Origin of the sequence: Parasphingomonas caseinilytica, from assembly GCF_036663755.1 — a bacterium.
GTDB lineage: Bacteria > Pseudomonadota > Alphaproteobacteria > Sphingomonadales > Sphingomonadaceae > Sphingomonas.
Genome location: NZ_JAXOJL010000006.1, coordinates 154,002 through 178,229, shown reverse-complemented (window position 1 = coordinate 178,229; position 24,228 = coordinate 154,002). Strand labels below are relative to the sequence as shown.

Genomic DNA, 24,228 nt, shown 5'->3' with positions numbered 1-24,228 from the left:
CCGGCCCGGAGGCTGGTTCGGGGGGCAGGTTCGTGGCCGGAATATCATGATGACCGATTTCAGCGATGTATTGCTGCCCGACACCGTGGTTCAGAGTGTCGCGGCGGCCAGCAAGAAGACGTTGCTGCCGCAACTCGCCGCGATCCTCGCCGGCGCGCACGATCTTGACGCCAAGACAGTGGGCGACGTGCTGATCGCGCGGGAGAAGCTCGGCTCGACCGGCTTCGGCGGCGGTGTGGCCATTCCGCACGGCAAACTACCCGGCTTGACCAAGGTGGTAGGGCTGTTCGCGCGGCTGACGCAGGGGATCGATTTTCAGGCGATCGACGATCTGCCGGTCGATCTGGTGTTCGTCTTGCTCTCGCCGGTCGATGCCGGGCCGGACCATTTGAAAGCGCTCGCGCGCGTATCGCGGCGGCTCCGCGATCGGGCGTTCGTCGCCAAATTGCGTGGTGCGGGTTCGCGCGACGCGCTTTATGCTTTGCTGACCGTCGACGAAGCACGCGATGCCGCCTGAAACGGGCGCGGTCGAGGGCGAGCAGGCGCATTTCCGCGCGCTCGAATCGCTCTATGCCGCCGCGCCGATCAATCTTTTGTTCGAATCCACGCTGGAAATCCCCGAACGCGGCATCGCGCGAATCCATTTCCGGATCGACGAACGGTATTTCCATGCCGCAGGTGCCGCGCATGGCACGAGCTATTTCAAGATGCTCGACGATGCGGCCTTCTATGCCGCGAACAGCCTGGTGACCGATCGTTTCCTGCTCACCACCGCTTTCAACCTTTTGCTGACCAAGCCGTTAAAGGCGGGCCCCGTGATCGCGGAGGGCCGCTGGATCAGCGGTCAGCGTCGCGTATTCGTTGCCGAATCGCGGCTGATCGACGCCGAGGGCGAGGAAGCGGCGCGTGGCACCGGCACTTTCATGAAATCGCGCATTCCACTCGCCGGTCTGCCGGGATACCGCGCCGCGCCATGAGTGGACGGCTGCCCAGCGGCATGTTGGTCAGTGCATTGCTGCGGCGGGTCAACGATGCCGGCGGTATGGGCATGATGCTCGCCAGGGGCAATGCCCAAGGTGGCGGCATCCTTGTCATAGCATTGGAAAACAACGCTAATCCGCGCGCGCTGGAGCGTGGAATCGGGCCGGACGGACAAGTGACGTTGATCGCCTGGACACCGCAAGATGTGGATGATCCGGCGCAGGTAACCGACTATTGGCAGCGTCGACGCCGAAACGATCCCGATTTGTGGGTGATCGAACTGGACATCCCGTTTGCCGAACGGTTCGCCGCTGAAACGATCCTCGACGGTTGACGTGCTGCGGCGCACCATGCAGGAGCGCCGTGTTGTCAAAAGCGTTGTGTCGAAGCGGGTGCGATCCGGGTCGATTACGCAGTCGGGGGGCTCGCCCGGACGATCGCTCCATCAGGGTGGAGATCGCGATCGCTTCCGCGCACCAACCGCATAATATGAAGTTTGAATGTCGTTTCTTCAACGCGCCGCAACCCTTGCGGCGATGACGCTTGGAATGGTCACCATGATTGGTGCCAGCACTCCGGGCTTCGCATATCAGGGCAATCATGAGGTAAACGCAGCCGATCCGGCAATCGTTCCCATGCCCGCGCAAATTCCTGCCGCAGCCGATACGCTTTCCCCCACTACGCCCACCGCAGAACCTGCCATCGCGCAGAGCGAGGATGACGGCTATGAAAGCCTCTCCGAAGCGGTCGCCGATCAGGACACCCCAGCCGATCTCAATCAGGATCTCACCTGCCTCGCCGGCGCGATCTATTTCGAATCGAAGGGCGAGCCGCTTTCGGGCCAGCTCGCCGTCGCCGAAGTCATCATCAACCGTGCCAAATCGGGCCGCTTCGGCTCCTCGATCTGTGGTGTGGTCAAGCAGCGCGGCCAATTCTCGTTCGTACGCGGTGGGCAGATCCCGGCCGTTGCCAACAACCGCGATTATCGCACCGCCATCGCCGTCGCGCAGGTCGCGATGGGCGACGATTGGGAAAGCCCCGCGCCGAATGCGCTGTATTTCCACGCCCGCCGCGTCTCGCCGAGCTGGCGGATGCAGAAGGTCGCGGCGATCGGGAACCATGTGTTCTACCGCTGATCGCGCGCTTTCGGCTTTACCTGTTCGTGTAATGTTCTAGATCGGGTGGATGCTCCAGCGTCCGCCCGATTCCTGTATCGACGCTCCCGGTTCGCCGTTGTGCGCCATCGACGTGTGTCGCGGCACGACGCGAATGCTGCTGCGCCACGATCTCGTCGCAATGGGAGAGGTGCCGCTCGAGGGCGGACGCCGCGCCGATCTGATGGCGATCGATGCGCGCGGGCAGATCGTCATCGTCGAGATCAAGGTGTCGCGGGCCGATCTGCTCGGCGACGGCAAGTGGACGGATTATCTCGCGCACTGCGATCGTTTCTACTGGGCGATTCCCGCCGGCTTCGATGCCTCGCCGCTCGACGGATCGGCGTTCCTGCCCGAACGGACCGGTGTCATCGTCGCCGATCGCTATGACGCCGCGATCGTGCGCGAGGCGCATAGCGACCCGTTGCCGGCCGCGACGCGCAAGCGCTGTACATTGGCCTTTGCCCGGCGGGCGGGCCGGCGGTTGATCGGGGCGATCGATCCCGATGCGGATGGGCTGGCCTGGCCGTAGGGCTTTGCGTCTGAAGCATTCCTAACCCCGTTCGCCCTGAGCCTTTCGAAGGGCGTGTTTGGGGCAAGTGCTTCGACACGGACGGGGAATAGGTTTAACCTGGCAGCGTTTAAAACTTCGGCCCAGCCACCGCCGCGCGTTTCGTCTTCGGCGCATCGGCCAGTTCCTTCGCCACGGCCGGCGATCGCACATCCAGCTTGGCATATTCGCGGGCCGACTGGCCGGAGAGCAGATCGGCCTGGTCCGGATCCGCGCCGGCGGTGAGCAGGGTGTGGATCATCGCCAGATCGCGGCGGCGCACCGCGACGATCAGCGCGGTTTCGCCGTTGGAATTGCCGTAATTGACGTTGGCCCGGCCCGCGATCAGCTTCTCGATCAGGTCGTTGCGTCCCCGGCTCGCCGCCAGCACGATCGGCGCGGTGCCGGCATTGTCCCGCACATTCGGGTTGGCACCACGCGACAGCAGATAGGTGAGATAGGTGCCGCTGCCGTTCTGAATCACGATGTGCAGCGCGGTTTCGCCATTGCTCACCGAACGCGTGTTGATCACCGTCGTGCCGGGCTTGTTCAGCGCCTCCTCGACATCATTGCCCTTCTCGTTCTTCACAGCGTCGAGGAACTTGTAGCCCTCGGACTGCTGCTGGGCGGAGGCGATGCCCGGTGCGGTGGCGACCAGGGCGGCAACGAGCGCGATGCGAATGGATTTGGCGACCATCGTGACGGGGAACCTCGACAGATTACGGAACGGGATATGTGGGCCTGAACTTGCGCTCAAACTTGCGTCCCTGCCCTTAACAGATCATGGCTGGCCGCGCCATGAACCAGATCGTCCGTCTGGCCGCCGCGCTGTCGATTGCGTGTCTGCCCATCGCCTGTTCCAGTCCCTCTCCGCCCGCCGCCAGCCCGCCGCTGGAAGGTGCGCGGATCGGCGGGCCGTTCGCCCTAACCGATCAGGACGGCAAGCCCGCGACCGAACACAATTTCGCCGGCAAATATGCCATCATGTATTTTGGCTACACCTTCTGCCCGGATGTGTGCCCGGTCGACATGCAGAACATCGCCTCGGGCCTGCGCACGTTCGAAAAGAGCGATCCGGGGCTGGCCGCGAAGGTTGTGCCGGTGTTCGTCAGCGTCGATCCGGCGCGCGATACGCCGGCCGTGCTCAAGCAGTTCGTCGGCAATTTCCATCCGCGCATGGTCGGCCTGACCGGCAGCGCGGACGCGACCGCCGCCATCGCCAAGGCCTATGCCGTCTATTACAAGAAAGGCGATGTATCGCCTGACGGCGGATATATGATGGATCACAGCCGCGTCGCCTATCTGATGAACCCCGAAGGCAAGCCGCTCGCTTTGCTGCCGAGCGAAGGCACCCCGCAGGCGATCGCCACGGAGCTGAAGCGCTGGGTCCATTGAGCGAGAATTTCTGGGAAACCAGGCGCCTCGAAGAACTCGATCGCGGGCAATGGGAGGCCTTGTGCGACGGCTGTGGCAAATGCTGCCTGCACAAGCTGGAGGATGAGGAAACGGGCGAGCTGCTCACCACCAACGTGTCGTGCAAACTGCTCGATCGCCGCAGCGCGCAATGTTCCAACTACAAGCACCGCTTCGCCTTCGTCTCGGAATGCGTGCGGCTGACACGCGACAATGTGCACGAGATCGACTGGCTGCCCAGCACCTGCGCCTATCGCCTGCGCCGCGAAGGCGAACCGTTGCCGCGCTGGCATTATCTCGTCTGTGGCGACCGCGAGGCGGTGCATCGCGTCGGCGAATCGGTGCGCGGCTGGACGGTGTCGGAAGTGGATGCCGGCGAACTGGAGAATCACATCGTCGATCGGCGGCTGTGACGCCGATGTCGTCGGGCGAGATCGAGGTGGTGCGCAACGCGCGGTCGCGCCGGGCCAAGCTGTCGGTCGATCCGGCGAGTGGACGGGTGCGGCTTACCCTGCCGCCGCGTGCACCGCTCAAGGCTGCATTGCGGTGGGCGCAGGAGCAGAAGGTCTGGATCGATCGCCAGCGCGCGCGACTGCCGCAGGCGCGGCCCTTCGCACCCGGCGCGGCCCTGCCGTTCGATGACATCATGTTGGCGATCCTGTGGGACGAGGCCGCGCCGCGCCGGATCGTGCGCGATGGCGAGCAATTACGCTGCGGTGGCCCGCTCGATGGCCTGTCGCGCCGGATCGAAACCTGGCTGAAGCGCGAAGCCTTGCGCGTGCTGAGCGCCGAGACGGCGGAGTTTGCCATGAAAGCAAACGTCACCGTCGCCAAGGTATCGATCGGCGATCCCAAAGGGCGCTGGGGCAGTTGTTCGTCTTCGGGCACGATCCGCTATAGCTGGCGGTTGATCCTCGCCCCCGCCTTCGTACGCCGATCGACCGTCGCGCACGAAATCGCGCACCGCGTGCACATGAATCACGGACCGGAGTTCCACGCACTCGCCGATGCGCTGACCGAGGGCCACCCGGACGAATCGCGCGCCTGGCTCCGGGCCAATGGCGCGGCGCTTCACTGGTTCGGGCGCGAGTCCTGATTCCGGTCTGATGGCTGTTCCGGCGGCGGTGTCCCCGCAGGAACGCGCGGGCTCGGGGCCGGCCGTGGCGGACTCTTGCGATCGAGCACGCGGTCGATCCATTGCTGGTCGAGCTTTTCCGATGGCGGTGCGGTCGTCGTCGTGGTTGTCGTCGTGCCGCTTGCGGGCGGTGCCACCGGATTGCCATCGGCATCCACCTGCTGGTCGCCTTGTTGCGGTTGCGCGCCCGGATCGACCGGATTGCCGTCGGCATCCACGAACAGACCGTTGTCGGCCTGGCCGAAATAGCTCTCCTCATCCGGTTCCAGCTGCCATTCGGGCAACGTCACCTTGGTGTCGAATTCCTCGACCGGACGATTGGCGACGGCGGGCTTCATGAACGCGGCGAAGGCCTTGGCCGGCGCGGTGCCGCCCTGCAGGCCGGGCACGACCTTGGCATCGTCCCGGCCCATCCACACGCCGGTGGTGAGGCCCGAGGAGAAGCCGACGAACCAGCCGTCCCTGTTCGACGTCGTCGTGCCGGTCTTGCCAGCCACGGGCCTGCCGATCTGCGCGGCCTTGCCGGTGCCGGTGTTGACCGCGGTCTGCAACAGGTCGGTCATCTGCGCCGCCACATAAGGCGCGACCAGCACATGGCTGCGATCGACCTGCTGCTGATAGATCGTCTCGCCCTGCGCCGTCACCTTGGTGATGCCGTAGGGCGTCACCGCCACGCCCTTGTTGGCGACGCTGGCGAAGGCGCGCGTCATGTCGATCAGGCGCACGTCGCTGGTGCCCAGCACCATTGCCGGATGCGTGTCGATCGGAGTCGAAATGCCGAAGCGCTGCGCCATCGCGGCGACGGTACCGAAGCCGACTTCCTGCCCCAGCTTCGCCGCGACCGTATTGACCGAATAGGCGAAGGCCGTGCGCAACGTCATCGCCCCACGATTGGTGCCGGATGAATTGCGTGGGCTCCAGCCGTTGATCGTCACCGGTTCGTCGACGATATTGTCTTCGACCTTATGGCCCGCCTCCAATGCGGCGAGATAGACGAACAGTTTCCAAGCCGATCCCGGCTGACGCACGGCCTGCGTCGCTCGATTGTAGATCGAGCTGACATAATCCGTGCCGCCGACCATCGCGCGCACCGCGCCGTCGCGGTCGATCGACACGAGCGCGCCCTGCGCGCCCTTGGGCGCGTTGGCCTGGACCGCGGTATCGGCGGCGCGCTGCATGTTCAGGTCGAGCGTCGTCCACACTTCGAGCGGACGGGCCGTCTCGTCGATCAGCACTTCCAACTGCGGCAATGCCCAGTCGGTGAAGTAGCGCACGCTGTTCTGTTTCGGCTCGGGTGCCAGCGTCACGCTCTTGGGATCGGCGGCGGCGGCTTGCGCAGGGGTGATGCTGCCGGTTTCCTGCATCAACTGGATGACCACGCCGGCGCGACCGATCGCCGCTTCGGCATCGGCGGTGGGCGAATAGCGCGACGGCGCCTTGACCAGGCCGGCGATCACCGCCGCCTCGTTCAGCGACAGCGAATCCGCGCCATGCCCGAAGAATTTGCGCGATGCGGCGTCGATCCCGTACGCGCCGCCGCCGAAATACACTTTGTTGAGGTACAGTTCGAGGATCTGATCCTTGCTGAACTTGCGCTCCATTGCCAGCGCCAGGATCGCCTCGCGCACCTTGCGGCTGACATCGTATTTGTTCGACAGGAAGATCGTGCGCGCCACCTGCTGCGTAATCGTCGATGCGCCCTGCAAGCGCCGCCCGGTGCCGCGATACTGGAATGCCAGCTTGGCGGAACGCGCGAGCCCGATCGGATCGACCCCCAAGTGCGAACGGAAACGGCGATCCTCGACCGAGACCATCGCATCGCGCATCACCGCCGGAATCCGGTCATACGGCAGCCATTCGCCATAACTCGGCCCGAGCGAAACGATCACCGTGCCGTCGGCGGCATGGACGCGGATCATCTGCCCGTTCGGCGAGGATTTCATCTCGTCGAAGCTCGGCAATTGCGCACGCGCGACATACACCGCGACGACGACCCCGATGAGTGCGAGCACGCCGAGACCGATCAGCACCTGAAGCGTACGCACGAAACGGCGACGCCAGGGCGAACGGGTCTTGAGACGGGATTTGGGGGAGGGTGTGCGAGCCATATGAAGCGCCGATACGGATAGGCGTTATACGTGAGGTGAACAAGCGTCAGAACGCGGCTGATTTTTTGGCGTCATTGCGCGGCGCGATCATGCCCGATGCGGGTGGCACGGGCGATGATGTCGACCAGTATCGGGCTGGTACGCGCCAGCGGAAGCAGGGCGTGGGCGAGGCCGGGCCGTTCGGCGGCGGTGCGAATCCATCCGGCCAGCCCGATCGGCCAGGCGAGATCGCGCGCCAGGCGGTGCTGGAACGGTGCCGCCGCCGCCGGGCCACCCCTGATATAAGCGTCGGCCGCGCGAATCCCGCTGGCGATGGCGATGCCCATGCCCTCTCCAGCGAGCGAAGGGATCACGCCGGCCTGATCGCCGAGCCGGAACAGCCCGCTTTCGCCCTGCCGAACGCGCCAGCCATAGGGGACGTTGGCGATGGCATCGATCGCTCCGCCGCCACGAAATGCAAGGCGTTCGGCGAGACGTGGGCTTTCCGTGCCGAGCGCTGCCAGCAGCTTTTCGGGGTCGCCCGCTTCGGTCAGGCGCGATCGGTGGACGGCCATGCAGAGATTGGCGGTGCCGTCCTCCTGCAGGACGATCCCGGCATAGCCGCGATCGAACAGATGCAGTTCGATCCCCTCGCCGATCAACCGGTCGAGCGCCGGGGCGGGGCCGAGCCGGACGCGCAGGCCCAGCGTCGGATCGTCCCCGCGCGCCGCCTCGGGCCGGGCGAGGCCGCGCACGTCGTGCTTGCCGCTGGCAAGGAACAGCGCGTCCGCCTCCAGCATCGTCCCGTCCTGAAGTCGCGCCGCGCGACTTGTCGTCTCCTTGACGGTCACGCCGCGTTCGATCGCCGCCCCGGCTTCGGCCGCGCGGGCGAGCATCAGCGTATCGAGATGGCGGCGCGACACGCCGTGCGCCGGTCGGGGCAGGCGCGCCTCCGCCACCCGATTTCCCGCGAACAGGCGGACGCTGGTGACGCGCGCCGGCCCCAGCGCATCGGGTTCGATCCCGAGACTGGCAAGCGATTCGAGCGTGCGCCAACTGAGGAAGCCGCCGCAGATCGCATCGCCGGTCTCGCGGCTGCGCTCGATCAGCAGATGCGGCGTGCCCGCGCTGGCGAGGCGGATCGCCGCGCTCGCCCCCGCCGGGCCGCCGCCCAGAATGAGAGCGGGTATCAGCGCAGGTGTTCGACGCATAACCGGAACGGGAAGACGCGGGTGATCCGGGCACCGGATATCCCGGCCTCGGCGAGGATCGCCGGCCATTCGCCCGGGCGATAGGAGCGTGCGATCGAGAGCTGGCCGTCATGCCGGACGATCGGATGCCACCCGAATATCCGAGCGAGGATCGGAAAGCCCCAATGCGCGAAGCCGTGCCGATGCAGATCGTTGACCAGCCAGCCCTTGGCCGAATTCGCCTTCATGAAGCGCAGGAAGGCGACGAGCTGGTCATGCGTCATGTGATGGGCGACCAGACTGCTGACGACGAAATCGAACGGCCCCGCCTGATCGGCATAGTCGCCGGTCACCCAGCGGATCGGCAGACCCGGCGGGGTATGCGCGCGCGCGGCAAGTTCGCTTCTCGGGTTGAGATCGACGCCGACCAGATCGGCCTCCAGCCCGCGCTTCGCCGCCCAGCGTGCGATGCGCCGCAGCATGTCGCCATCGCCGAACCCGACATCGATCAGGCGGAACCGGGTCATGCCCTTGGTGCCGCGTTCGAGGAAATCGAGTGTCGGCCTCCCCGCCATCGTTACGACATTCACCTGCGCCAGATCCCCGACCACGGCGGCATAGGTCTCAGCATCGAGGTCGTCGGCGTCCATCAGTTCCTCGGCGATGGCGCGCCGCGCGAGGTTCACGATACCGATCCTTGGGCGCTCCGGAAGGCGAAGCCCTCCGCGGCAAGGCCGGGGCCGAACGCGAGAGCGACGCCGTCGCGGATCGGCGGCCCATCCAGCAGCCGGGCGAGCGCGAACATCAACGTCGCCGACGACATATTGCCATTCTCCGCCAGCACCGCGCGCGATGCAGCCAGGGCTTCGGGCGGCAGATGCAGGCTGTGTTCGACCGCATCGAGGATCGATCGCCCGCCGGCATGCACCGCCCAGCCGTCGATCTCGGATGGCGTCCGCCCACCCGTGGCAGCACGCGCGAAGTCGGGGTCGGCCAGCCCAGCGGCGATCCGCGCCGGCACCTCGCCCGACAGATGCATCGCGAAGCCGCGATCGGTGATGTCCCAGCGGATCAGCGCCTCCGAATCGGGCAGCGTGGTCGCGAACGGCTGGCCGAGCGCGAAGCCGGTGGCGTCCGCCGTCACCAGCGCCGCCGCCGCCCCATCCCCGAACTGCAACATTGCGAGCAAAGGTTCGATCGAAGGTGTGTCCTGCAGATGCAGCGTCGACAGCTCGACGCACACCACCAGAACGCGCGCGGTGGGTTCGGAGCGCACGATATGCCGTGCGCTGCGCAGCGCCGCGACGGCGGCGTAGCAGCCCATGAAGCCGATCAGCAGCCGCTCGACCGAAGGTGACAGGCCGATCCGCTTCGCCACGATCTGGTCCACGCCCGGCGCGACGAAGCCGGTGCAGCTAGCGACGACCAGATGGGTGATCTCGCCCAGCGAAGTCTGCGCGCGCAACGCCTCGATCGCGGTGACGGCGAGATCGGGCGCCGCCGAGGCATAGAGCTGCATCCGCTCCGCCGTGCCGGGCAGGATCGCATCGGCATAGAAACCGCCCGGGTCGACCGGCGATCCGCCATCCGCGCCCACCGGCAGGATCGACCAGCGATGCGCGATTCCCGCCCGCGCCGCCATCCGGTCGAACACCTTCGCCTCGCGTGGATCGCTCAGCCGCGCCCGTGCCCAGCCGATGAAAGCGTGGTGGATGTCGTGCCCTGGCACGGCGGTGCCGATCGCGTTGAGATAGGTTTCAGTCTGGGACGTAAGGGGCAAGAAGCGGCTTTCGGGCGCGCGAGGGTTCGGCCCCTGCGTCGATCCTCACAACGCTACTCCTTTGCAGTCGATCCGCCAGCGTGAATATCGCTCGCGTGTCCGCACGCCGGACTGGTGGGAAAAGTGGTGCTCGTGGCACAGCCGAACAGGCCCTCCACAGTATCGAAGCCATAAGCGCCGAGATGGACCAAATCGGAAGTTTACAGCCCACGGGGCATGTTCTGCGGGATTGTCGGCAACGAGATCCGCAGTGTCTACAATCGCGCGCCGCAGCCGTTGTCTGGAATATCCGGACGTGCGAATTCCCGCTTGAAACCATCTTGAATATTCGGGAATCGGACGCCCCCTGGCCATGGAAAGTGAGACGAGAGAGCATCCTGTCCGACCGGTGGAGACGCCGATCGCCCTGGCGGCTCTGCTGAACGGCTATGATTGGTCGCAGAACACGGTCGGTGAATCCGGAGATGCCGTTTATCGATTGCGGAAGAACGATGCCGGGCCCGACATGTTTATCAAACACGCCCGACGATCGACAGCACGCGACCTGGCAGGTGAATCGGTGCGGTTGCAGTGGTTGGGCGATCACATCGCCGTTCCGGACGTTCGTGCTTTCTTCGGCACGCCGGACGAGGCGTGGCTGCTGATCACCGCATTGCCGGGCAAGACGGCGTATCAATTGCTCGAGGCATATCCCGATAAGCGGCTGGCGATCGTCGATCGGCTTGCTCATCTATTGCGGCGTCTCCACGCAATTCCGGTCGAAAGCTGTCCGTTCAACAGCGATCACCATCTGCGGCTCGGCGAAGCCCGTTGGCGGATCGATCGCGGACTGGTGGATGTCGACGACTTCGACGAGGAACGCGCCGGCTGGTCGGCAGAAGCAGTGTGGGCTGGTATGACGGTATTGTTGCCGATGGCGCAAGATTCGGTGGTGACCCATGGCGACTTCTCGCTGGACAACATCCTGCTGACGAATGGCGATGAAGCATGCTGCATCGATGTCGGCAGGGCAGGGATCGCCGACCGTTATCAGGATCTCGCCATCCTTTGGAATTGCCTCGGCGAGTTTGGCACTGCCCTGCAACAACGGCTGTTCGACTCCTACGGGATCGCCGAACCCGATGACCGAAAAATTCAATTTCATCTGTTGCTGGACGAACTGTTCTAACTCTGGCCGATGCCTCGGCAGACGGCTGGTCGGCCATAGATCCTGATATCGTCGCCGTCAGTGCCGATCGGCATCGACCCGGTCATATTCGTCGGAGATATCCTTGGGGACGTCGTTGTAGCTGTCCCACGGCAGTTCCTTGTGCAGCGCTATCGACCAGCGCTCGAGCCATTCTATACCGTCTTTCCCGACATAGGGGTCCCGTGTTCGATAGGCGGGGTCGGCCATCGCCCTGGTGAGCGACACCGGCCGCAACTTCTCGCGCTTGAGCAAAGCAGCGATGTCGTCGATGCAATCGGCGTTGAGGCGTGTCGCGTGCAGCAGCATGACATAGGCGATGTCCCGGCCGAACAAGGCGTGGGCTGCGGCGCGATACCAGCGAACGGTCTTGGCGCTGTGCTTGAGATATTCGCGCCGAATGCTCTGGCGACGGAGTTCGTCGTGCCGCGCGATGGCATCGTCATAAGGTTCCGCGAATTCCCAATCGTCACCGTCTATCGTCACCGGCGCTATCCGATAGCCATGCGCCCGGAGCCAGCCATCGATCTCGCGCTTCACGGCAAGTGGTGTGCCGGTCTCCAGATAGGGGTGACGAAACCACGCTATGCGGCGGTGCCGTGCCACCAGCAAAGCCCGGGTCACCGGCTCTCCCTTGATGATGTCCGCGATATAGCCTGCCGCGCCGAGCGTGTTGGGAGATCCGTGCGAAAACGTGTGGTTGCCGAGATCCATCGACGCATCGAGCCATTGTTGAAGAATCGCGATCTGCTGCGCACGGTCGAGCTCGTCCAGCTTGGATTCGTTCACGAAACCGGTGGCGGGTATCCGGTGCCGTTTCAGGCCGCGGAGGATCGTCGTGTTCAAATAGGTGACATATGGCTGATCGCGCAAAATGGTCAGCGCGGGCAGATCATCGAAGGTGATGGCGATTTCCGCTTGCCTGCTTCGGGCGTCGGCACCGCCGGGAAGGACGGCGGAGGCAAGACATAATGCGGCTAACTTCAAATTCACGGAACGTACTTCTTCTGTATTGCAGTCGGCTTGTTCAGTTTCATCCGGGGCCGGCCTTGTCCACCCTTATCGTGAGCGCTCGCCGATCTCGATCCGGACGCACGGCCCGCGATCATCGACGTCACCTCAGACGACCAAAACATTGTGCCGACACATGGATTAGTTTTGTACGCTCTTGGCCGCTGGTGACATTGTGATTTCCCAATTTCGATCCTTCGCTCTGGCCGTCGGCGCATTCGGATCGCATGACGTGGGTCACCGCAGGGAGAATCGCGATGCCTGGTCGATCCTTAGTCATGCTCGCGCTGCTCGCCGCCGCGCCCGCGCCATTGCCGACATATCGGGTTGCCACGACGATCGCGGGACCGGACGGTGCCGGCTGGGACTATGCCAGCGTCGATGCAGATGCGCGGCAATTGTATGTCGCGCACGGCGATGCCGTGACGACGGTGGCGTTCGATGGCTCGGTCGAGGCGACATCGATCGGGGCGATAAACCACGGCCATGCCGTCGTGCCAATCCCGCACTCGCACGTGCTGCTCGTCACCAGCGGGCGCGATTCGACCGTGCGGTTGATCGATACGGCGAGCGGTGCCGAACGCGCGCGGCTGTCGGTGGGCGAGGATCCCGATGCGGCGATCCTCGATCCCGTCACGGGCCATGTGCTGGTGATGAATGCCAAGGCCGGCACGATATCCGAGATCGATGCGGCCAAGGCGGCGGTCGTCCGTACGATCAAGGTGAAGCCCGCGCTGGAATTCGCCGCGATCGGGCGGGGGCGCATTCTGTTCGTCAACAATGAGGATTCGAACGAGATCGACACGGTGGATCTTGCCGCCGGACGGATGCGCGCGCCGATCGCGCTGCCCGGCTGCGAGGCACCGACGGGGCTTGCTTATGATGCGCGCACCGATCGGCTGATCGCCGCCTGCGCCAACGGCAAGGCCGCGATCGTCGATGCGACCAGGCGGCGGCTCGTGTCGCTGGTCGCGATCGGCGGCGGGCCGGACGCGGTGATCCTCGATGCCGATCGCCGCCTGGCGTTCATCCCTTGCGGCAAGGACGGCGTGCTGGAGATGCTGTCGCTGGATGCGCCGGGCGGTGTCGCGCGGATCGCGAGTATCCGTACCGAGGTCGGCGCACGTACCGGGGCACTCGATCCCAAAACCGGCGCGATCTATCTGCCGACGGCACGGTTCGGTCCGCTAATGCCGGGTGCGAAGCGGGCGCCCGCACTGCCTGGGACATTCCATATCCTGGTGGTCCGGCCTGCCCGCGCCGCCTGATGCGGATCCTGATCGCCGAGGATGACGATGCGACCGCGGCGCTGGTCGCGCGCGGATTGGGCGAGCTCGGCTACGAGGTGGCGCGCGTCACGAGTGGCGAGGCGGCGGCTCGGCTCGGGCTGGACGAGCGGTTCGACGTGGCAATCCTCGATCGCATGCTGCCCGGTATCGACGGGGTCGATGTCGTGCGGCAATGGCGCGCGAGTGGCGTGACCACCCCGGTACTGATGCTGACCGCGCTGGGGGGCATCGCCGATCGGGTGACCGGGCTGGAGGCGGGCGCCGACGATTATCTGGTCAAGCCGTTCGCTTTAGCCGAACTCGCCGCGCGCATTGGCGCATTGATGCGCCGTCCGCCGATCACCGATAACGCCCCGACGCGCTTCACGGTCGGGGATATCACGCTCGATCTGCTGCGCCGCGACGTGCATCGCAGCGGGCGCATCATCCGTCTGCAGCCGCGCGAATTCGCGTTGCTCGAACAGCTGATGCGCAATGCCGGACGCATCGTTACCCGAACGATGTTCCTCGAAAGCGTCTGGGGTTTCCATTTCGATCCGCAGACCAACATCGTAGAGAGCCATCTAAGTCGGATGCGCGCCAAGCTCAACGAAGGCTTCGAGCAGGATCCGATCGAGACGTTGCGCGGCATCGGCTACCGGATGCGCGACGATGGGTAAGCTGCGCCAGGTTCGTGCGAGTGCGGCATACCGGATCGCCTTTACCTATTCCGCCGCGTTCCTGCTGGCGATCGTACTGCTCGGTGCCGCCGTCTATTTTGCCGCCAATGCCGAATTCCGCCGCCAGCAGGATGCCAGCCTGGTCGAGGAAACCGGCGAGCTGGTCGACGCCTATCGGAGCACCGGACTGGCCGAATTGCGCGCGCGTGTCGGCCTGCGCCAGACGGGCAGCGTGGCGCAGTTCGGCTACGCCCTGTTCGACGCGGCGGGACGTCGCGAGACCGGATCACTGGATACCGCACGGCCGGAGGCGGGGCTGCGCGACATCGTCGTTGGCGATCCAGATGGCGGGCAAAACCGGGCGCGGGCGCTGGTTACGTCGCTGGCGGATGGGCGAACGCTCGTCGTCGCGGTCGATCCGGCGGCGCTGGAACGGATCGATGCCACCATCCTGACGATGTTCGGGTTTGCGCTGGCGATCTTCGTATTGTTGTGCGGCGGCGGTGCGGTGCTGCTCGGCGGGTATTTGCGGCGACGGCTCGAACGGATCAGCGAGACCGCGCAGGCGATCGTCGCGGGCGACCTGTCGCGGCGCGTGTCGGTCGGCCAGCGGGGGGACGAGTTCGATGCGCTGGGCGAATCGTTGAATGCGATGCTCGACCGGATCGCGCAACTGCTCGATAATCTGCGGCAGGTGTCGAGCGATGTCGCGCACGATCTGCGCACGCCGCTCGCGCGGTTGCGCGGCGCGCTGGAGGCGATGCTCGATGGACCGCCCGATCGGCTCGCGTTGAAACAGGCGTTGAAGCAGAGCGACGCATTGCTGTCTTTGTTCGCGGCGATCCTGCGCATATCGGAGGTCGAGGGCGGTGCATTGACGCGCGGTTTCGCGCCCGTCGATGTCGGCGCGCTGATGGCCGACCTTTGCGAAACCTATGCCCCGGCAGTCGCGGACGGTGGCCGAATCCTGATGTGCGATACCGGCGCGGCGGCTCGTGTGCTGGGCGATTACGAGCTGATCGCGCAGGCGATGATCAACCTGCTCGATAACGCGCAGCTGCACACGCCGCCGGGATCCACGATTGCCGTGACGGTGCGGGCGGTGGACAAGATGGTCGCGCTCAGCGTCGCCGATAACGGCCCCGGTGTTCTCGCCGCCGATCGCGATCGTATTGTCCAACGCTTCGTGCGGCTGGAGCGCAGTCGGACCACGCCGGGCAACGGCCTCGGGCTAAACCTCGTCGCGGCGATTGCACGGGCGCATGCCGGCACGCTGGAGATCACCGATAACATGCCCGGTTTGTGTGCAACGATCCTTCTGCCGAGGCTGGCGGCATGAGGAATGTCTGGTTGATGCCGCTGCTGCTGCTGTCAGGCTGTGCGCATTACGCGCCGGCTCCGCTCGAGGCGGATCCCGCCGTACTCGCCACCCCAGTCGCGGCAGTGCTGCTGCATGATGCGGCGGCGACCGGACGGCCATATCTCGCCCCCGCCACGATCGATCTGGCGCAACCCCTCGACATGAATGCGATCGCGACGCTCGCCGTCGTCAACAATCCCGATCTGAAGGCGCAGCGCGTCCGCGCCGGTGTCACCGATGCGCAGGCGTTCGCAGCGCGACTGCTGCCCGATCCGACCTTCAGTCTGGGCGCGAGCCGGGTCGTCACCGGACCCGATCCGTTCGTCGATCTTGCCAGTTCGCTCGGCTTCGATCTTGCCGCGCTGCGCAGTCGCGGGGTCCGGCTGGCGCAGACGCGTGCGGCCGCGCGGCAGGTGCGGCTCGATCTCGCCTGGTCGGAATGGCAGGTCGCCGGCCAGGCCCGGATCCAGGCGGTGCGTATCGCCGGGCTTGAGCGCTCGCTGTCGCTTGTCACCGCCAGCCGCGCGGTGACGCAATCGCTGCTCGACCGCACCCTGCGCGCCGCCGGGCGGGGCGATCTGCCGCCCGATCAGCTGCAGGCGGCACGGATCGGCGCCTATGACGCGCAGGAACGGGTGCGCGTCACCGAACGCGATCTGGCCGTCGCGCGCTTCGAACTGGTCAAGCTGCTCGGCATGCCGCCCGGTTACCCCGTGCGACTGGCTCTCATACCCATCCCGCCACCGCCGCCGTCCGCTGCCAGCCTGTTCGCGCTCGCCGGCCTGAAGCGGGCCGATCTTCAGGCGCTGGCGGCGGGATATGATGCGCAGGAGGCGATCGTCCACAAGGCGATCCTCGACCAGTTCCCGACCCTCGGGCTGACGATCAACGGCGTGCGGGATTCGGCCGGAAACGCACTGCTCGGTCCCGCTGTCGATCTCACACTGCCGCTGTGGAACCGCAATCGCGGCGGCATCGCGATCGAGCGCGCGACGCGCGCGGCGCTGAAGGCCGAATATGACGCCCGCCTGTTCCAGACCCGCGCGGACATCGCCGCCGCCATCGGCGGGATCCAGGTCGCCACCGCCCAGCGCGCGGCGATCACCCGCGATCTGCCCGCGCTGGAAACGTTCGCCGCCGCCAGCCGGCGTGCGGCGACGCGCGGCGACCTCGCGCTCGCCACCGCCGACACCGCCGAACAGGCGGTGCGCGACAAGCAGAGCCTGGCCGCGCAGATCGATCAGGACATGGCCGAACGGACGATCGCACTCGAACTGCTCACCGGAACCCCCCAACAAGATTGGCTGAAGGAAGACTGGCCCCGATGAAGGCGATCCCGCTCTTGGTGCTGCTGACTTGCACCGCCTGCTCCGGCGGCGCCACCGACGAGGCCGCGCCCGCGCCGGTTGCTCTGGTGTCGCTCGCCCGGGTCGAGAGCGGCACGCTCGGCCAGCACGCCAGCGTCTATGGCATCGCGGAGGGCGGCCCGGCGAGCAAGGCCGTGCTGACCGCACCCGCCGAGGCGATCGTCACGCGCATCGTCGCGCCCGCCGGTACGCGCGTGACGGCAGGCGAGGTGATCGCCCAGTTGAGCGCGACGCCCGCCACCCGGCTCGACATCGCCAAGGCCGCCAGCGACGCGCGGGCCGCCGACGCCGCTCTTGCCCGCGTCCAGCGATTACGCGCCGATGGCCTGACCAGCGATGCCGAGGTCGAAACCGCGCGCGCCGCCGCCGCCGCGGCGGACGCGACCCGCGCCAGCCTGTCCGGGCGTGCCGGTGCGCTCACGCTGCGCGCGCCGGCCGCCGGCTTCGTTGAATCGGTCGCCACCAATCCCGGTGATACGATCCAATCCGGCGCGGTCGTCGCGACGATCGCGCGCGGCGGCAATCTGCGGGCGCGCTTCGGCGTGGACCCGGCGACCGCGCGCACCGTCCGCGCCGGCACGCCGCTAGCGATCGCCGGGAGCGCGGGTCGGGCCGGCTTCACCGTCCCCGTCCAGTCGGTCGAACCGGTGGTCGATCCCGTCACGAAGCTGGCGGCGGTGTTTGCGAAATTGCCCGCGCAGGCCGGGATCGGGGTGGGCGAGGCGCTCACCGGATCGATCCTGATCGGTGCCACCGGCAATGCGCTGACCATCCCCTATGCCGCCTTGCTCGACGATGGCGGGCAGCCTTATGTGTTCGTCGTCGCGAACGGCGTGGCGCATCGCCGCGATGTCGCGATCGGCGCGACCGAGCGCGACCGGGTCGCCGTGACCAAGGGCCTGAGCGCGGGCGACGCGGTCGTCACGGCCGGCGGCACCGCGGTGCAGGATGGAATGAAGGTCCGTACCCGGTGAGACGCGCACTCGCCACGCATGCCCGCGCGCTCTGGCTTGCCGCGCTGCTGCTGACGCTGGGCGGGATCTTCGCGGCGACCGGCCTGCCGGTCAGCCTGTTCCCGCATATCGATTATCCCCGCGTCGTCGTCTCGGTCGATGCCGGCGAACGCGACGCCGGCGAGATGGCCGCCGGGATCACGCGCCCGATCGAGGTCGCCCTGCGCGCCGTGCCGGGGGTCGATTCGATCCGCTCGACCACCAGCCGCGGCACGGCGGAGGTGTCGCTGAATTTCCCCTGGGGGCAGGACATGGTGGCGGCCACGCTGGCGACGCAGGGCGCTCTTGCCGCGACGCTGCCGGATCTGCCGGCGGGTACGCGCTTCAGCGTCCGCCGGTCCGACCCGACGATCTTCCCGGTGCTTGGCCTCGCGCTTACCTCGCGCTCGCTCGACAGCCAGGCGTTGCGCCAGATCGCCGAACTGCGTGTGCGGCCGGCGCTGAGCGCGGTCGGCGGGGTCGCCGGCGTGGACGTGCTGGGCGGTGCCCCGCGCGAATTCGCTGCCGAGGTCGATCCGGCCCGCGCGCAGGCTTTGGGCCTCAGCCTGGCCGATATCGCCGCCGCCCTGGGCAAGGGCAACGACGTGCAGGGCGTGGGGCGGATCGAGGACCGCCACCGGCTCTATCTGGTCCTCGCGCAGAGCCGCATCGCCTCGGTCGCCGATATCGCCGCGCTGCCGGTCAAGGCGGCGGCGAGCGCGGGCGGCGGCATCGTCACGCTCGGCCAGATTGCGACGATCGCCCCCGCCGCCGAACCGACCTATACGCGCGTCACGTCGGACGGGCAGAATGCGGTGCTCGTCAATATCCGCCAGTCGCCCGATGGCGACAGCGTGCGCATCGTCGCCGATGTCGATGCCAGGCTGCAAGCGCTCGGCCTGCCGCCCTCGGTGAAGGTCACGCCGTTCTACGACCAGTCCGAACTGGTGACGGGGGCGGCCAATGCCGTGCGCGACGCGATCCTGCTCGGCGCGGTGCTGGCCGGGATCGTATTGTTCGTCTTCCTGCGCAGCGGGCGGCTGATGTTGATCACCGGGCTGATGCTGCCGGCGGTGCTGGCGGGCACCTGCCTGATCCTGTTCGCGCTGGGCATGAGCTTCAACATGATGACGCTGGGCGGCATGGCGGCGGCGGTCGGGCTGGTCGTCGACGATGCGGTGGTGATGCTCGAACACATCATGCGCCGGATGCAGGAGGGGACGAGGAAGGGGGTGGCCGGCGTGCTCGCCGCCGCTGCCGAGATGGGCAAGCCATTGTTCGGGTCGACCGCCGCGACGATCGTCGTGTTCCTGCCGCTCGCCTTCATCAGCGGCGTGACCGGCGGCTTCTTCAAGGCGCTGGCGTTGACGATGGTCGCGGCGCTGGGGCTATCGCTGCTGTACGCGCGATTCGTGATCCCGCTCGCGGCGGCCTACTGGCTGCGCGACGCGGACGCCGCGGCGGCGGAGCGCGCCGGCGGCTTCATGGCGCGGCTGGACCGGAGTTACGGTCGCGCCTCCGTGCGCGCTTTCGCCCGGCCCCGGTTGTTCGCTGTGCTGCTCGCCGGCGGTATGGCGCTGATCGGCTGGGCGGCTTGGACCCATGTGCCTTCGGGTTTCATGCCGAAGATGGACGAGGGCGGCTTCATCCTCGATTACAAGGCGCAGCCGGGCGCGGCCCTGTCGGACACCGATCGGCTGCTCCGCCAAGTCGAGGAAATCGTTACCGCGACGCCGGAAGTGGCGAGCTATTCGAGGCGGACCGGCGTCCAGCTCGGCGGCGGCCTGACCGAGGCCGACGAGGGCGATTATTTCATCCGCCTGAAGGGTGGGTCGCGCCGCGATATCGAGGCGGTGATGGCCGATATCCGCCAGAAGGTGGCGGCGCAGGTGCCCGGACTGGAGATCGAGACCGCGCAGTTGATGGAGGACCTGATCGGCGATTTGACCGCGGTGCCGCAGCCGATCGAGGTCAAGCTGTTCGCCGACGATCCCGCCACGCTCGCAGCATCGGCCAAGCGCGTCGGCGATGCGATCGGCAAGATCGACGGCGTGGTCGAAGTGGTCGATGGCCTGCGCGTCGCGGGCGATGCGGTGAGCATCCGGATCGATCCTGCGCGCGCGATCCAGCAGGGGTTCGACCCAAGCGCGGTCGCCACGCAATTGAGCGCGCTGATCGGCGGAACGCAGGCGACCAATGTGCGGATCGGCGCGCAACTGGTGGCGGTGCGCGTACGTGCGCCGGCCGATCTGCGGACCCGCGCCGCCGATCTCGCGCGGCTGCCGCTGGTCGCGCCGGATGGGCATCTCGTCCGCGTGGCGCAGATCGCGAGCGTCGATATCGCCGCCGGACAGACGCAGTTGACGCGGGAGGATCTCGCGCCGTTCGTGGGCGTGACCGCGCGGTTGGAGGGTCGCGACCTGGGCTCCGCGATGCGCGACGTGCGCGCTACCGTCGCCGGCCTGTCGCTGCCGCCATCCGTCCGCGTGGATTATGGCGGGCTCTATGCGCAGCAGCAGCGCAGCTTTGCCGATCTGTCGCTGGTGTTCGCCGCGGCCCTGTTGCTGTCCGCATTGTTGCTGACGTTCCTGTTCGAACGGATCGCCTGGACGCTGGCGGCGATCGCGACGGTTTTGCTGTCGGTGACGGCGGTGCTGGGCGGGCTGTGGCTGACGGGTATCGAACTCGACATTTCGGCGCTGATGGGGCTGACGATGGTCGTCGGCATGGTCACCGAACTGGTCGTGTTCTTCCTCGCCGAGATCGATACGCCGACGCCGGACATCGCCGCATTGCGCGTGGCCGGGAGCAAAAGGCTGCGCCCGATCCTGATGTCGGCGCTGATCGCGATCCTGACGCTCAGCCCGCTGGCGCTGGGCCTCAGTCGCGGTGCTGGGCTGCAACAGCCGCTGGCGACCGCGATCATCTTCGGGTTGATCGCCGCGGTGCCGCTGGTTCTGCTGTTCCTGCCTGCCGCGATCGTGGCGCTCGGACGGCGCGAACGCGTTACCTGACCGGGGCGGCGATACCGGCACCGGCCAGTTCGCGCCCGGCCTCGTCGAACGCCACGCGGAACGCGGGTTTCGCCATCAGCCGTTCGGCGACCAGCGTGCCGAGCGTCTGGCCGGCGGTCACGTCGCTGCGGAAATGCTGTTCGCATACGATCCGGCTCTGGCCGTATCGCGCCGCACGGGCGAGCAGCGCCTCGGCCTTGTCCGGAATCAGCCGCCCCAACGTCTCCGCCATCGAAAAGGCCATCGTCGTATGGCCGCTGGGATAGCTGGTGCCGGGATCGCCAGTCGAGTTGCAACTTTTGAGCGCAGGTTCGAGCGCATAGGGGCGGGGGCGCTGGAAATGCGCCTTGCCGCGACCGACCACGTCCTGTTCGCTCGCGCGGACGATGTTCATCAGGCGCGCCGTCGCGGGCAGAGCGGTGAGGTCGAAACGCGGCCCCAGAACGACGGCGAAGATCGTCGCGTTCTTCGTATCGCCATCGGCGCGCGCATCGGCCTCGTCCGCCGCCGTCCGCACCGCCTCGATCGCATGCAGTTCGGCGAATTCGGCTCTGGCCTGGACGCTACCCAGCGCGGGCGGCGGGGGCAGGACAGATGCGGGATCGAGATCCGCGCCGCTCAACATCGGCGCGACATCGCTCTTGGCCAGCGCTGGTGCCGCCACGACCAGCGTCAGCGCGATAACGATCGTGCCGCGCATCAGAAGGTGACGGTCACATCGCCGGTGAAGGCACGACCGACCTGATAGAAATATTGATCGAACGGGGCGGTCTTGCCGGCGCTGATATTGGCCACCCGCTTCGAATCCAGCAGATTGTTGACCTCGACGCCGATCCGAACCGGGCCGATATCGTAGCGCGCCGACAGGATCGCGCTGTTATACCCACGGCTCTGATACACCGGATTGTCGTAGGAATTGCCCACGACAGTCGATCCGGCCGGCGCGATGAAGAACTGCTTGCCGACCCATTTGTCGATCAGCGAGAAGCGGATCGGGCCATGCTTGTAGAGAATGCCGCCGGCGGCGGTCCATTCCGGTGCCTTGGCCACCTGTTGCCGGATCACCCCGGGATTGTCGGTCTTGGCATAGTTGCGCGAACCGTTGGCGAACACGGCAAACCCCATCGGCAGCGCATAGGTCGCCTGCCCTTCGACACCCTTATACTGCACCGCGCCCTGATTGAAGAATACCGTACCCTCGCCTGGCACCGTCGACACGACGGACGCGAACTTGTTGGTGAAATCGATCTTGTAGACATCGGCATCGAGGCTGAGATTGTGCCCGTGATAGACCGCACCGGCCTGGTAGTTGGTCGAGCGTTCGGGCTGCACGGTCGAGAGGCCAGGATTGGCGACGTACAGCACGCTGAGCGGCGGGGCGAGGAAACCGCGGGCATATTGTGCGTAGACCGACACCTGTGGCGTCACCACATAGTTGACCGTCGCAAAGGGCAGGTTGGCGGTATAGGTGTTGCTTAGCTGTTGCGCGTAGCGCGTCGTCTGATTGTATTGAGCGTCGATCCGGCGGTTGAAATCGACATGCTTGAATCCGGGCGTGATCTTCAGTCCGTCGATCGGGCGAAGTTCGAGCTCGACGAATTCTTCGGTGTGGTTGGTGTGGCTCTTCTGGTCGAACTTGATGTCCTGCGGCGTCGCGACCTGGTTGACCGGATTGACGACCGTCTTTTCGATATAGTTGCGCCCGCCCGTGACCAGATCGACGTCGCGTTGCTGGCGGTACGTGTTCGACCATTCGAGCCATGCGCCGGCGGTGATCGCACCGAACCCGAAATCGATCCTCGCCTTCGCGATATCGCCGAACATGCGGTATTTGTTGGTCTTGGTATAACCCGGCACGCCCGTCACCGCCTTCGCGCCGGGCGTCAGCGTCACGACATTGGCGGCGGCGATCTGCGCGGCCGTGGCGGTCGCGAACAGCGTCACGTCGTTGCCGCTCAGCGTCTCGTTGTCATAGCTGTAGGTATAGGCGCGGTTCTCGAACGTCGCATTGGGCGACAGGTTCGCCTCAAACTTCACCAGCTCGAAATCGGTCGTTTTGTGAGTGTGATTATAGCCGTAATAGGTTTGCGACGTCGGATCGTTGTTGAGGCTGAAATACTTGCCGTATTGCGCGATCTGCGACTGGGTCGCGCCGTCATTGTCGGGCTGGTTGAACGTGTTCTCGTTATAGGTCGCCAACAATGTCAGGCGTGCATCGGGGCCGATCGGGATCATGATCTTGCCGAAGATGTTGTTCGACTTGAATGGGCTGTACGTGCGTGCGCCGTCCGATTTCACGTGCTGCCCGCTCAGCACGATCTCCGCCCCGCCCAGCTTCTCGATCGCGCCCGACTGGATGAGGCCGCGCAGCAGATAGGTGTTGAAGGAGCCATAGGTGGTCTTCGCCTCGACGCTCGCATCCTCGCGGGTCGCTCGGCTGAACAGGTTCATGTTGCCGCCGAACGTGGCCTGGCCGAGCTGACTGGCATTGCCGGGGCCGCGATCGACCACCAGCGTCTCGATCGTATTGGACGGGAAGAAGGTGTTCGAATGGTGCGTCGGATCGTTCGTGTCGCCGAACGGCACGCCGTCATAGGTCACGTTATACTCGCCGTCCTGAAAGCCGCGGATCTGCGCCTTGCTTTCGGACAGGCCGGCGCCGTTGGCGTTGCCGGTGTTCGATACGCTGGGGCTGATCAACGCGATCTGGTTGAAATCGGCGGTCGCGGGCAGCGAATCCTCGATGAAGCTGCGCGAGATTACCGATTGCGGCTGCGTCGTGTTCAGCGATGCGGTGACCGGAGCGATCTCGTTCGGCCGCGTCGCGGTGACGACGATGTCGGACCCTTCCGCGATACCACCGGTCTTCGTCTGAGGATCGCCGACCGCGCTATCCGCCGCGATCGCCGTCAGCGGTGGCCCATCGGCCGCATATGCCACGCCGGACAAAGGCGCGAGGATCAACGCCGCAGAACCCATCGCCGCGCGCCGCACGCGCATTCCCGTAGACGTCGTCATGTGATGTTCCCCAGCCCTCGATTGGCTGAGCGGGAGCTATGG

General features: G+C 66.2%; 23 protein-coding genes. 15 read left to right on the top strand and 8 right to left on the bottom strand.

The genetic code is table 11. The features are described 5' to 3' along the window. The first annotated feature begins 49 nt into the window (after positions 1–49). The 5 genes from U1738_RS14080 (at position 50) to U1738_RS14060 (ending at position 2,667) form a co-directional block, all read left to right on the top strand. Positions 50–517 carry a PTS sugar transporter subunit IIA gene (locus U1738_RS14080; protein WP_332789681.1) on the top strand — a complete coding sequence of 156 codons (468 nt, stop codon included), beginning with the start codon at positions 50–52 and terminating at the stop codon, positions 515–517. After that, entirely contained in the window at positions 507–977 is a 471-nt protein-coding gene (locus tag U1738_RS14075; RefSeq protein WP_332789680.1) for a PaaI family thioesterase, read from the top strand. The genes U1738_RS14080 and U1738_RS14075 overlap by 11 nt, the downstream gene beginning before the upstream one ends. Further along, the gene (locus U1738_RS14070) at positions 974–1,315 is read left to right on the top strand and encodes a DUF1491 family protein (RefSeq protein ID WP_332789679.1); all 342 of its coding nucleotides are present in this window, start codon (positions 974–976) and stop codon (positions 1,313–1,315) included. The genes U1738_RS14075 and U1738_RS14070 overlap by 4 nt, the downstream gene beginning before the upstream one ends. Positions 1,316–1,529: 214 nt before the next feature. Then, on the top strand, positions 1,530–2,117 hold the full coding sequence (locus U1738_RS14065) for a cell wall hydrolase (protein ID WP_332789678.1): 588 nt from the start codon (positions 1,530–1,532) through the stop codon (positions 2,115–2,117). A 49-nt stretch (positions 2,118–2,166) separates the two neighbouring features. Further along, entirely contained in the window at positions 2,167–2,667 is a 501-nt protein-coding gene (locus tag U1738_RS14060; RefSeq protein ID WP_332789677.1) for an MmcB family DNA repair protein, read from the top strand. A gap of 109 nt (positions 2,668–2,776) precedes the next feature. Here the strand turns inward: U1738_RS14060 and U1738_RS14055 are convergent, their stop codons facing one another. Then, positions 2,777–3,382, bottom strand: coding sequence for an ankyrin repeat domain-containing protein (locus U1738_RS14055; RefSeq protein WP_332789676.1), 606 nt, complete (start codon positions 3,380–3,382; stop codon positions 2,777–2,779). A gap of 86 nt (positions 3,383–3,468) precedes the next feature. Between U1738_RS14055 and U1738_RS14050 the strand changes: the two genes are divergently transcribed. Genes U1738_RS14050 through U1738_RS14040 form a run of 3 tightly spaced genes read left to right on the top strand, consistent with a single transcriptional unit; the run spans position 3,469 to position 5,194 of the window. Beyond that, on the top strand, positions 3,469–4,080 hold the full coding sequence (locus tag U1738_RS14050; protein WP_332789675.1) for an SCO family protein: 612 nt from the start codon (positions 3,469–3,471) through the stop codon (positions 4,078–4,080). Then, entirely contained in the window at positions 4,077–4,511 is a 435-nt protein-coding gene (locus tag U1738_RS14045) for a YcgN family cysteine cluster protein (RefSeq protein WP_443027022.1), read from the top strand. The genes U1738_RS14050 and U1738_RS14045 overlap by 4 nt, the downstream gene beginning before the upstream one ends. A gap of 5 nt (positions 4,512–4,516) precedes the next feature. Beyond that, a complete protein-coding gene (locus U1738_RS14040) occupies positions 4,517–5,194 on the top strand; it encodes a M48 family metallopeptidase (RefSeq protein WP_332789765.1) in 678 nt (225 codons plus the stop codon). Here the strand turns inward: U1738_RS14040 and U1738_RS14035 are convergent. The 4 genes from U1738_RS14035 to U1738_RS14020 form a co-directional block, all read right to left on the bottom strand. Further along, positions 5,170–7,341, bottom strand: a complete 2,172-nt coding sequence (locus U1738_RS14035) for a transglycosylase domain-containing protein (RefSeq protein ID WP_332789674.1) — start codon at positions 7,339–7,341, stop codon at positions 5,170–5,172. The two genes, U1738_RS14040 and U1738_RS14035, sit on opposite strands and share 25 nt — an antisense overlap. Before the next feature lie 71 nt (positions 7,342–7,412). Next, positions 7,413–8,531 (bottom strand): NAD(P)/FAD-dependent oxidoreductase, encoded by a 1,119-nt coding sequence (locus U1738_RS14030; protein WP_332789673.1) that lies wholly within the window; start codon positions 8,529–8,531, stop codon positions 7,413–7,415. Beyond that, positions 8,510–9,196, bottom strand: a complete 687-nt coding sequence (locus U1738_RS14025; RefSeq protein WP_332789672.1) for a methyltransferase domain-containing protein — start codon at positions 9,194–9,196, stop codon at positions 8,510–8,512. The genes U1738_RS14030 and U1738_RS14025 overlap by 22 nt, the downstream gene beginning before the upstream one ends. Continuing rightward, on the bottom strand, positions 9,193–10,290 hold the full coding sequence (locus tag U1738_RS14020) for a type III polyketide synthase (RefSeq protein WP_332789671.1): 1,098 nt from the start codon (positions 10,288–10,290) through the stop codon (positions 9,193–9,195). The genes U1738_RS14025 and U1738_RS14020 overlap by 4 nt, the downstream gene beginning before the upstream one ends. A gap of 352 nt (positions 10,291–10,642) precedes the next feature. Between U1738_RS14020 and U1738_RS14015 the strand changes: the two genes are divergently transcribed. Next, positions 10,643–11,458, top strand: a complete 816-nt coding sequence (locus tag U1738_RS14015; RefSeq protein WP_332789670.1) for an APH(3')-I family aminoglycoside O-phosphotransferase — start codon at positions 10,643–10,645, stop codon at positions 11,456–11,458. Positions 11,459–11,515: 57 nt separating this feature from the next. On the opposite strand, the gene U1738_RS14010 is transcribed toward U1738_RS14015, so the two are convergent. Then, on the bottom strand, positions 11,516–12,469 hold the full coding sequence (locus tag U1738_RS14010; protein WP_332789669.1) for a polysaccharide deacetylase family protein: 954 nt from the start codon (positions 12,467–12,469) through the stop codon (positions 11,516–11,518). Between the two features lie 275 nt (positions 12,470–12,744). On the opposite strand from U1738_RS14010, the gene U1738_RS14005 reads away from it, so the two are divergent. The 6 genes from U1738_RS14005 to U1738_RS13980 are packed head-to-tail and all read left to right on the top strand — an operon-like array spanning position 12,745 to position 21,168. Continuing rightward, positions 12,745–13,755, top strand: coding sequence for a gluconolactonase (locus U1738_RS14005; RefSeq protein ID WP_332789668.1), 1,011 nt, complete (start codon positions 12,745–12,747; stop codon positions 13,753–13,755). Beyond that, entirely contained in the window at positions 13,755–14,435 is a 681-nt protein-coding gene (locus U1738_RS14000) for a response regulator transcription factor (RefSeq protein WP_332789667.1), read from the top strand. Before U1738_RS14005 ends, U1738_RS14000 begins: the two co-directional genes overlap by 1 nt. After that, complete coding sequence (locus U1738_RS13995) at positions 14,428–15,774, top strand: HAMP domain-containing sensor histidine kinase (RefSeq protein ID WP_332789666.1); 1,347 nt, start codon at positions 14,428–14,430, stop codon at positions 15,772–15,774. The genes U1738_RS14000 and U1738_RS13995 overlap by 8 nt, the downstream gene beginning before the upstream one ends. Then, positions 15,771–17,123 carry a TolC family protein gene (locus U1738_RS13990; protein ID WP_332789665.1) on the top strand — a complete coding sequence of 451 codons (1,353 nt, stop codon included), beginning with the start codon at positions 15,771–15,773 and terminating at the stop codon, positions 17,121–17,123. Before U1738_RS13995 ends, U1738_RS13990 begins: the two co-directional genes overlap by 4 nt. Continuing rightward, a complete protein-coding gene (locus tag U1738_RS13985) occupies positions 17,120–18,136 on the top strand; it encodes an efflux RND transporter periplasmic adaptor subunit (RefSeq protein WP_332789664.1) in 1,017 nt (338 codons plus the stop codon). Before U1738_RS13990 ends, U1738_RS13985 begins: the two co-directional genes overlap by 4 nt. Continuing rightward, positions 18,133–21,168: an efflux RND transporter permease subunit gene (locus tag U1738_RS13980; protein ID WP_332789663.1), complete on the top strand. Its 3,036-nt coding sequence runs from the start codon at positions 18,133–18,135 to the stop codon at positions 21,166–21,168. Before U1738_RS13985 ends, U1738_RS13980 begins: the two co-directional genes overlap by 4 nt. Here U1738_RS13980 and U1738_RS13975 read toward each other — a convergent pair. Both U1738_RS13975 and U1738_RS13970 read right to left on the bottom strand, forming a co-directional pair. Further along, positions 21,161–21,868 carry a phosphatase PAP2 family protein gene (locus tag U1738_RS13975; protein ID WP_332789662.1) on the bottom strand — a complete coding sequence of 236 codons (708 nt, stop codon included), beginning with the start codon at positions 21,866–21,868 and terminating at the stop codon, positions 21,161–21,163. The genes U1738_RS13980 and U1738_RS13975 overlap by 8 nt on opposite strands. Beyond that, positions 21,868–24,186, bottom strand: coding sequence for a TonB-dependent receptor (locus U1738_RS13970; protein ID WP_332789661.1), 2,319 nt, complete (start codon positions 24,184–24,186; stop codon positions 21,868–21,870). Before U1738_RS13970 ends, U1738_RS13975 begins: the two co-directional genes overlap by 1 nt. Positions 24,187–24,228: the final 42 nt, after the last annotated feature.

Bases quoted from the DNA above. Each gene is read 5' to 3' on its own strand.
- U1738_RS14080 (WP_332789681.1), top strand. From the start codon at position 50: ATGACCGATTTCAGCGATGTATTGCTGCCCGACACCGTGGTTCAGAGT.
- U1738_RS14075 (WP_332789680.1), top strand. From the start codon at position 507: ATGCCGCCTGAAACGGGCGCGGTCGAGGGCGAGCAGGCGCATTTCCGC.
- U1738_RS14070 (WP_332789679.1), top strand. From the start codon at position 974: ATGAGTGGACGGCTGCCCAGCGGCATGTTGGTCAGTGCATTGCTGCGG.
- U1738_RS14065 (WP_332789678.1), top strand. From the start codon at position 1,530: ATGGTCACCATGATTGGTGCCAGCACTCCGGGCTTCGCATATCAGGGC.
- U1738_RS14060 (WP_332789677.1), top strand. From the start codon at position 2,167: ATGCTCCAGCGTCCGCCCGATTCCTGTATCGACGCTCCCGGTTCGCCG.
- U1738_RS14055 (WP_332789676.1), bottom strand. From the start codon at position 3,382: ATGGTCGCCAAATCCATTCGCATCGCGCTCGTTGCCGCCCTGGTCGCC.
- U1738_RS14050 (WP_332789675.1), top strand. From the start codon at position 3,469: ATGGCTGGCCGCGCCATGAACCAGATCGTCCGTCTGGCCGCCGCGCTG.
- U1738_RS14040 (WP_332789765.1), top strand. From the start codon at position 4,517: ATGTCGTCGGGCGAGATCGAGGTGGTGCGCAACGCGCGGTCGCGCCGG.
- U1738_RS14035 (WP_332789674.1), bottom strand. From the start codon at position 7,341: ATGGCTCGCACACCCTCCCCCAAATCCCGTCTCAAGACCCGTTCGCCC.
- U1738_RS14030 (WP_332789673.1), bottom strand. From the start codon at position 8,531: ATGCGTCGAACACCTGCGCTGATACCCGCTCTCATTCTGGGCGGCGGC.
- U1738_RS14015 (WP_332789670.1), top strand. From the start codon at position 10,643: ATGGAAAGTGAGACGAGAGAGCATCCTGTCCGACCGGTGGAGACGCCG.
- U1738_RS14005 (WP_332789668.1), top strand. From the start codon at position 12,745: ATGCCTGGTCGATCCTTAGTCATGCTCGCGCTGCTCGCCGCCGCGCCC.
- U1738_RS14000 (WP_332789667.1), top strand. From the start codon at position 13,755: ATGCGGATCCTGATCGCCGAGGATGACGATGCGACCGCGGCGCTGGTC.
- U1738_RS13995 (WP_332789666.1), top strand. From the start codon at position 14,428: ATGGGTAAGCTGCGCCAGGTTCGTGCGAGTGCGGCATACCGGATCGCC.
- U1738_RS13990 (WP_332789665.1), top strand. From the start codon at position 15,771: ATGAGGAATGTCTGGTTGATGCCGCTGCTGCTGCTGTCAGGCTGTGCG.
- U1738_RS13985 (WP_332789664.1), top strand. From the start codon at position 17,120: ATGAAGGCGATCCCGCTCTTGGTGCTGCTGACTTGCACCGCCTGCTCC.
- U1738_RS13975 (WP_332789662.1), bottom strand. From the start codon at position 21,868: ATGCGCGGCACGATCGTTATCGCGCTGACGCTGGTCGTGGCGGCACCA.
- U1738_RS13970 (WP_332789661.1), bottom strand. From the start codon at position 24,186: ATGACGACGTCTACGGGAATGCGCGTGCGGCGCGCGGCGATGGGTTCT.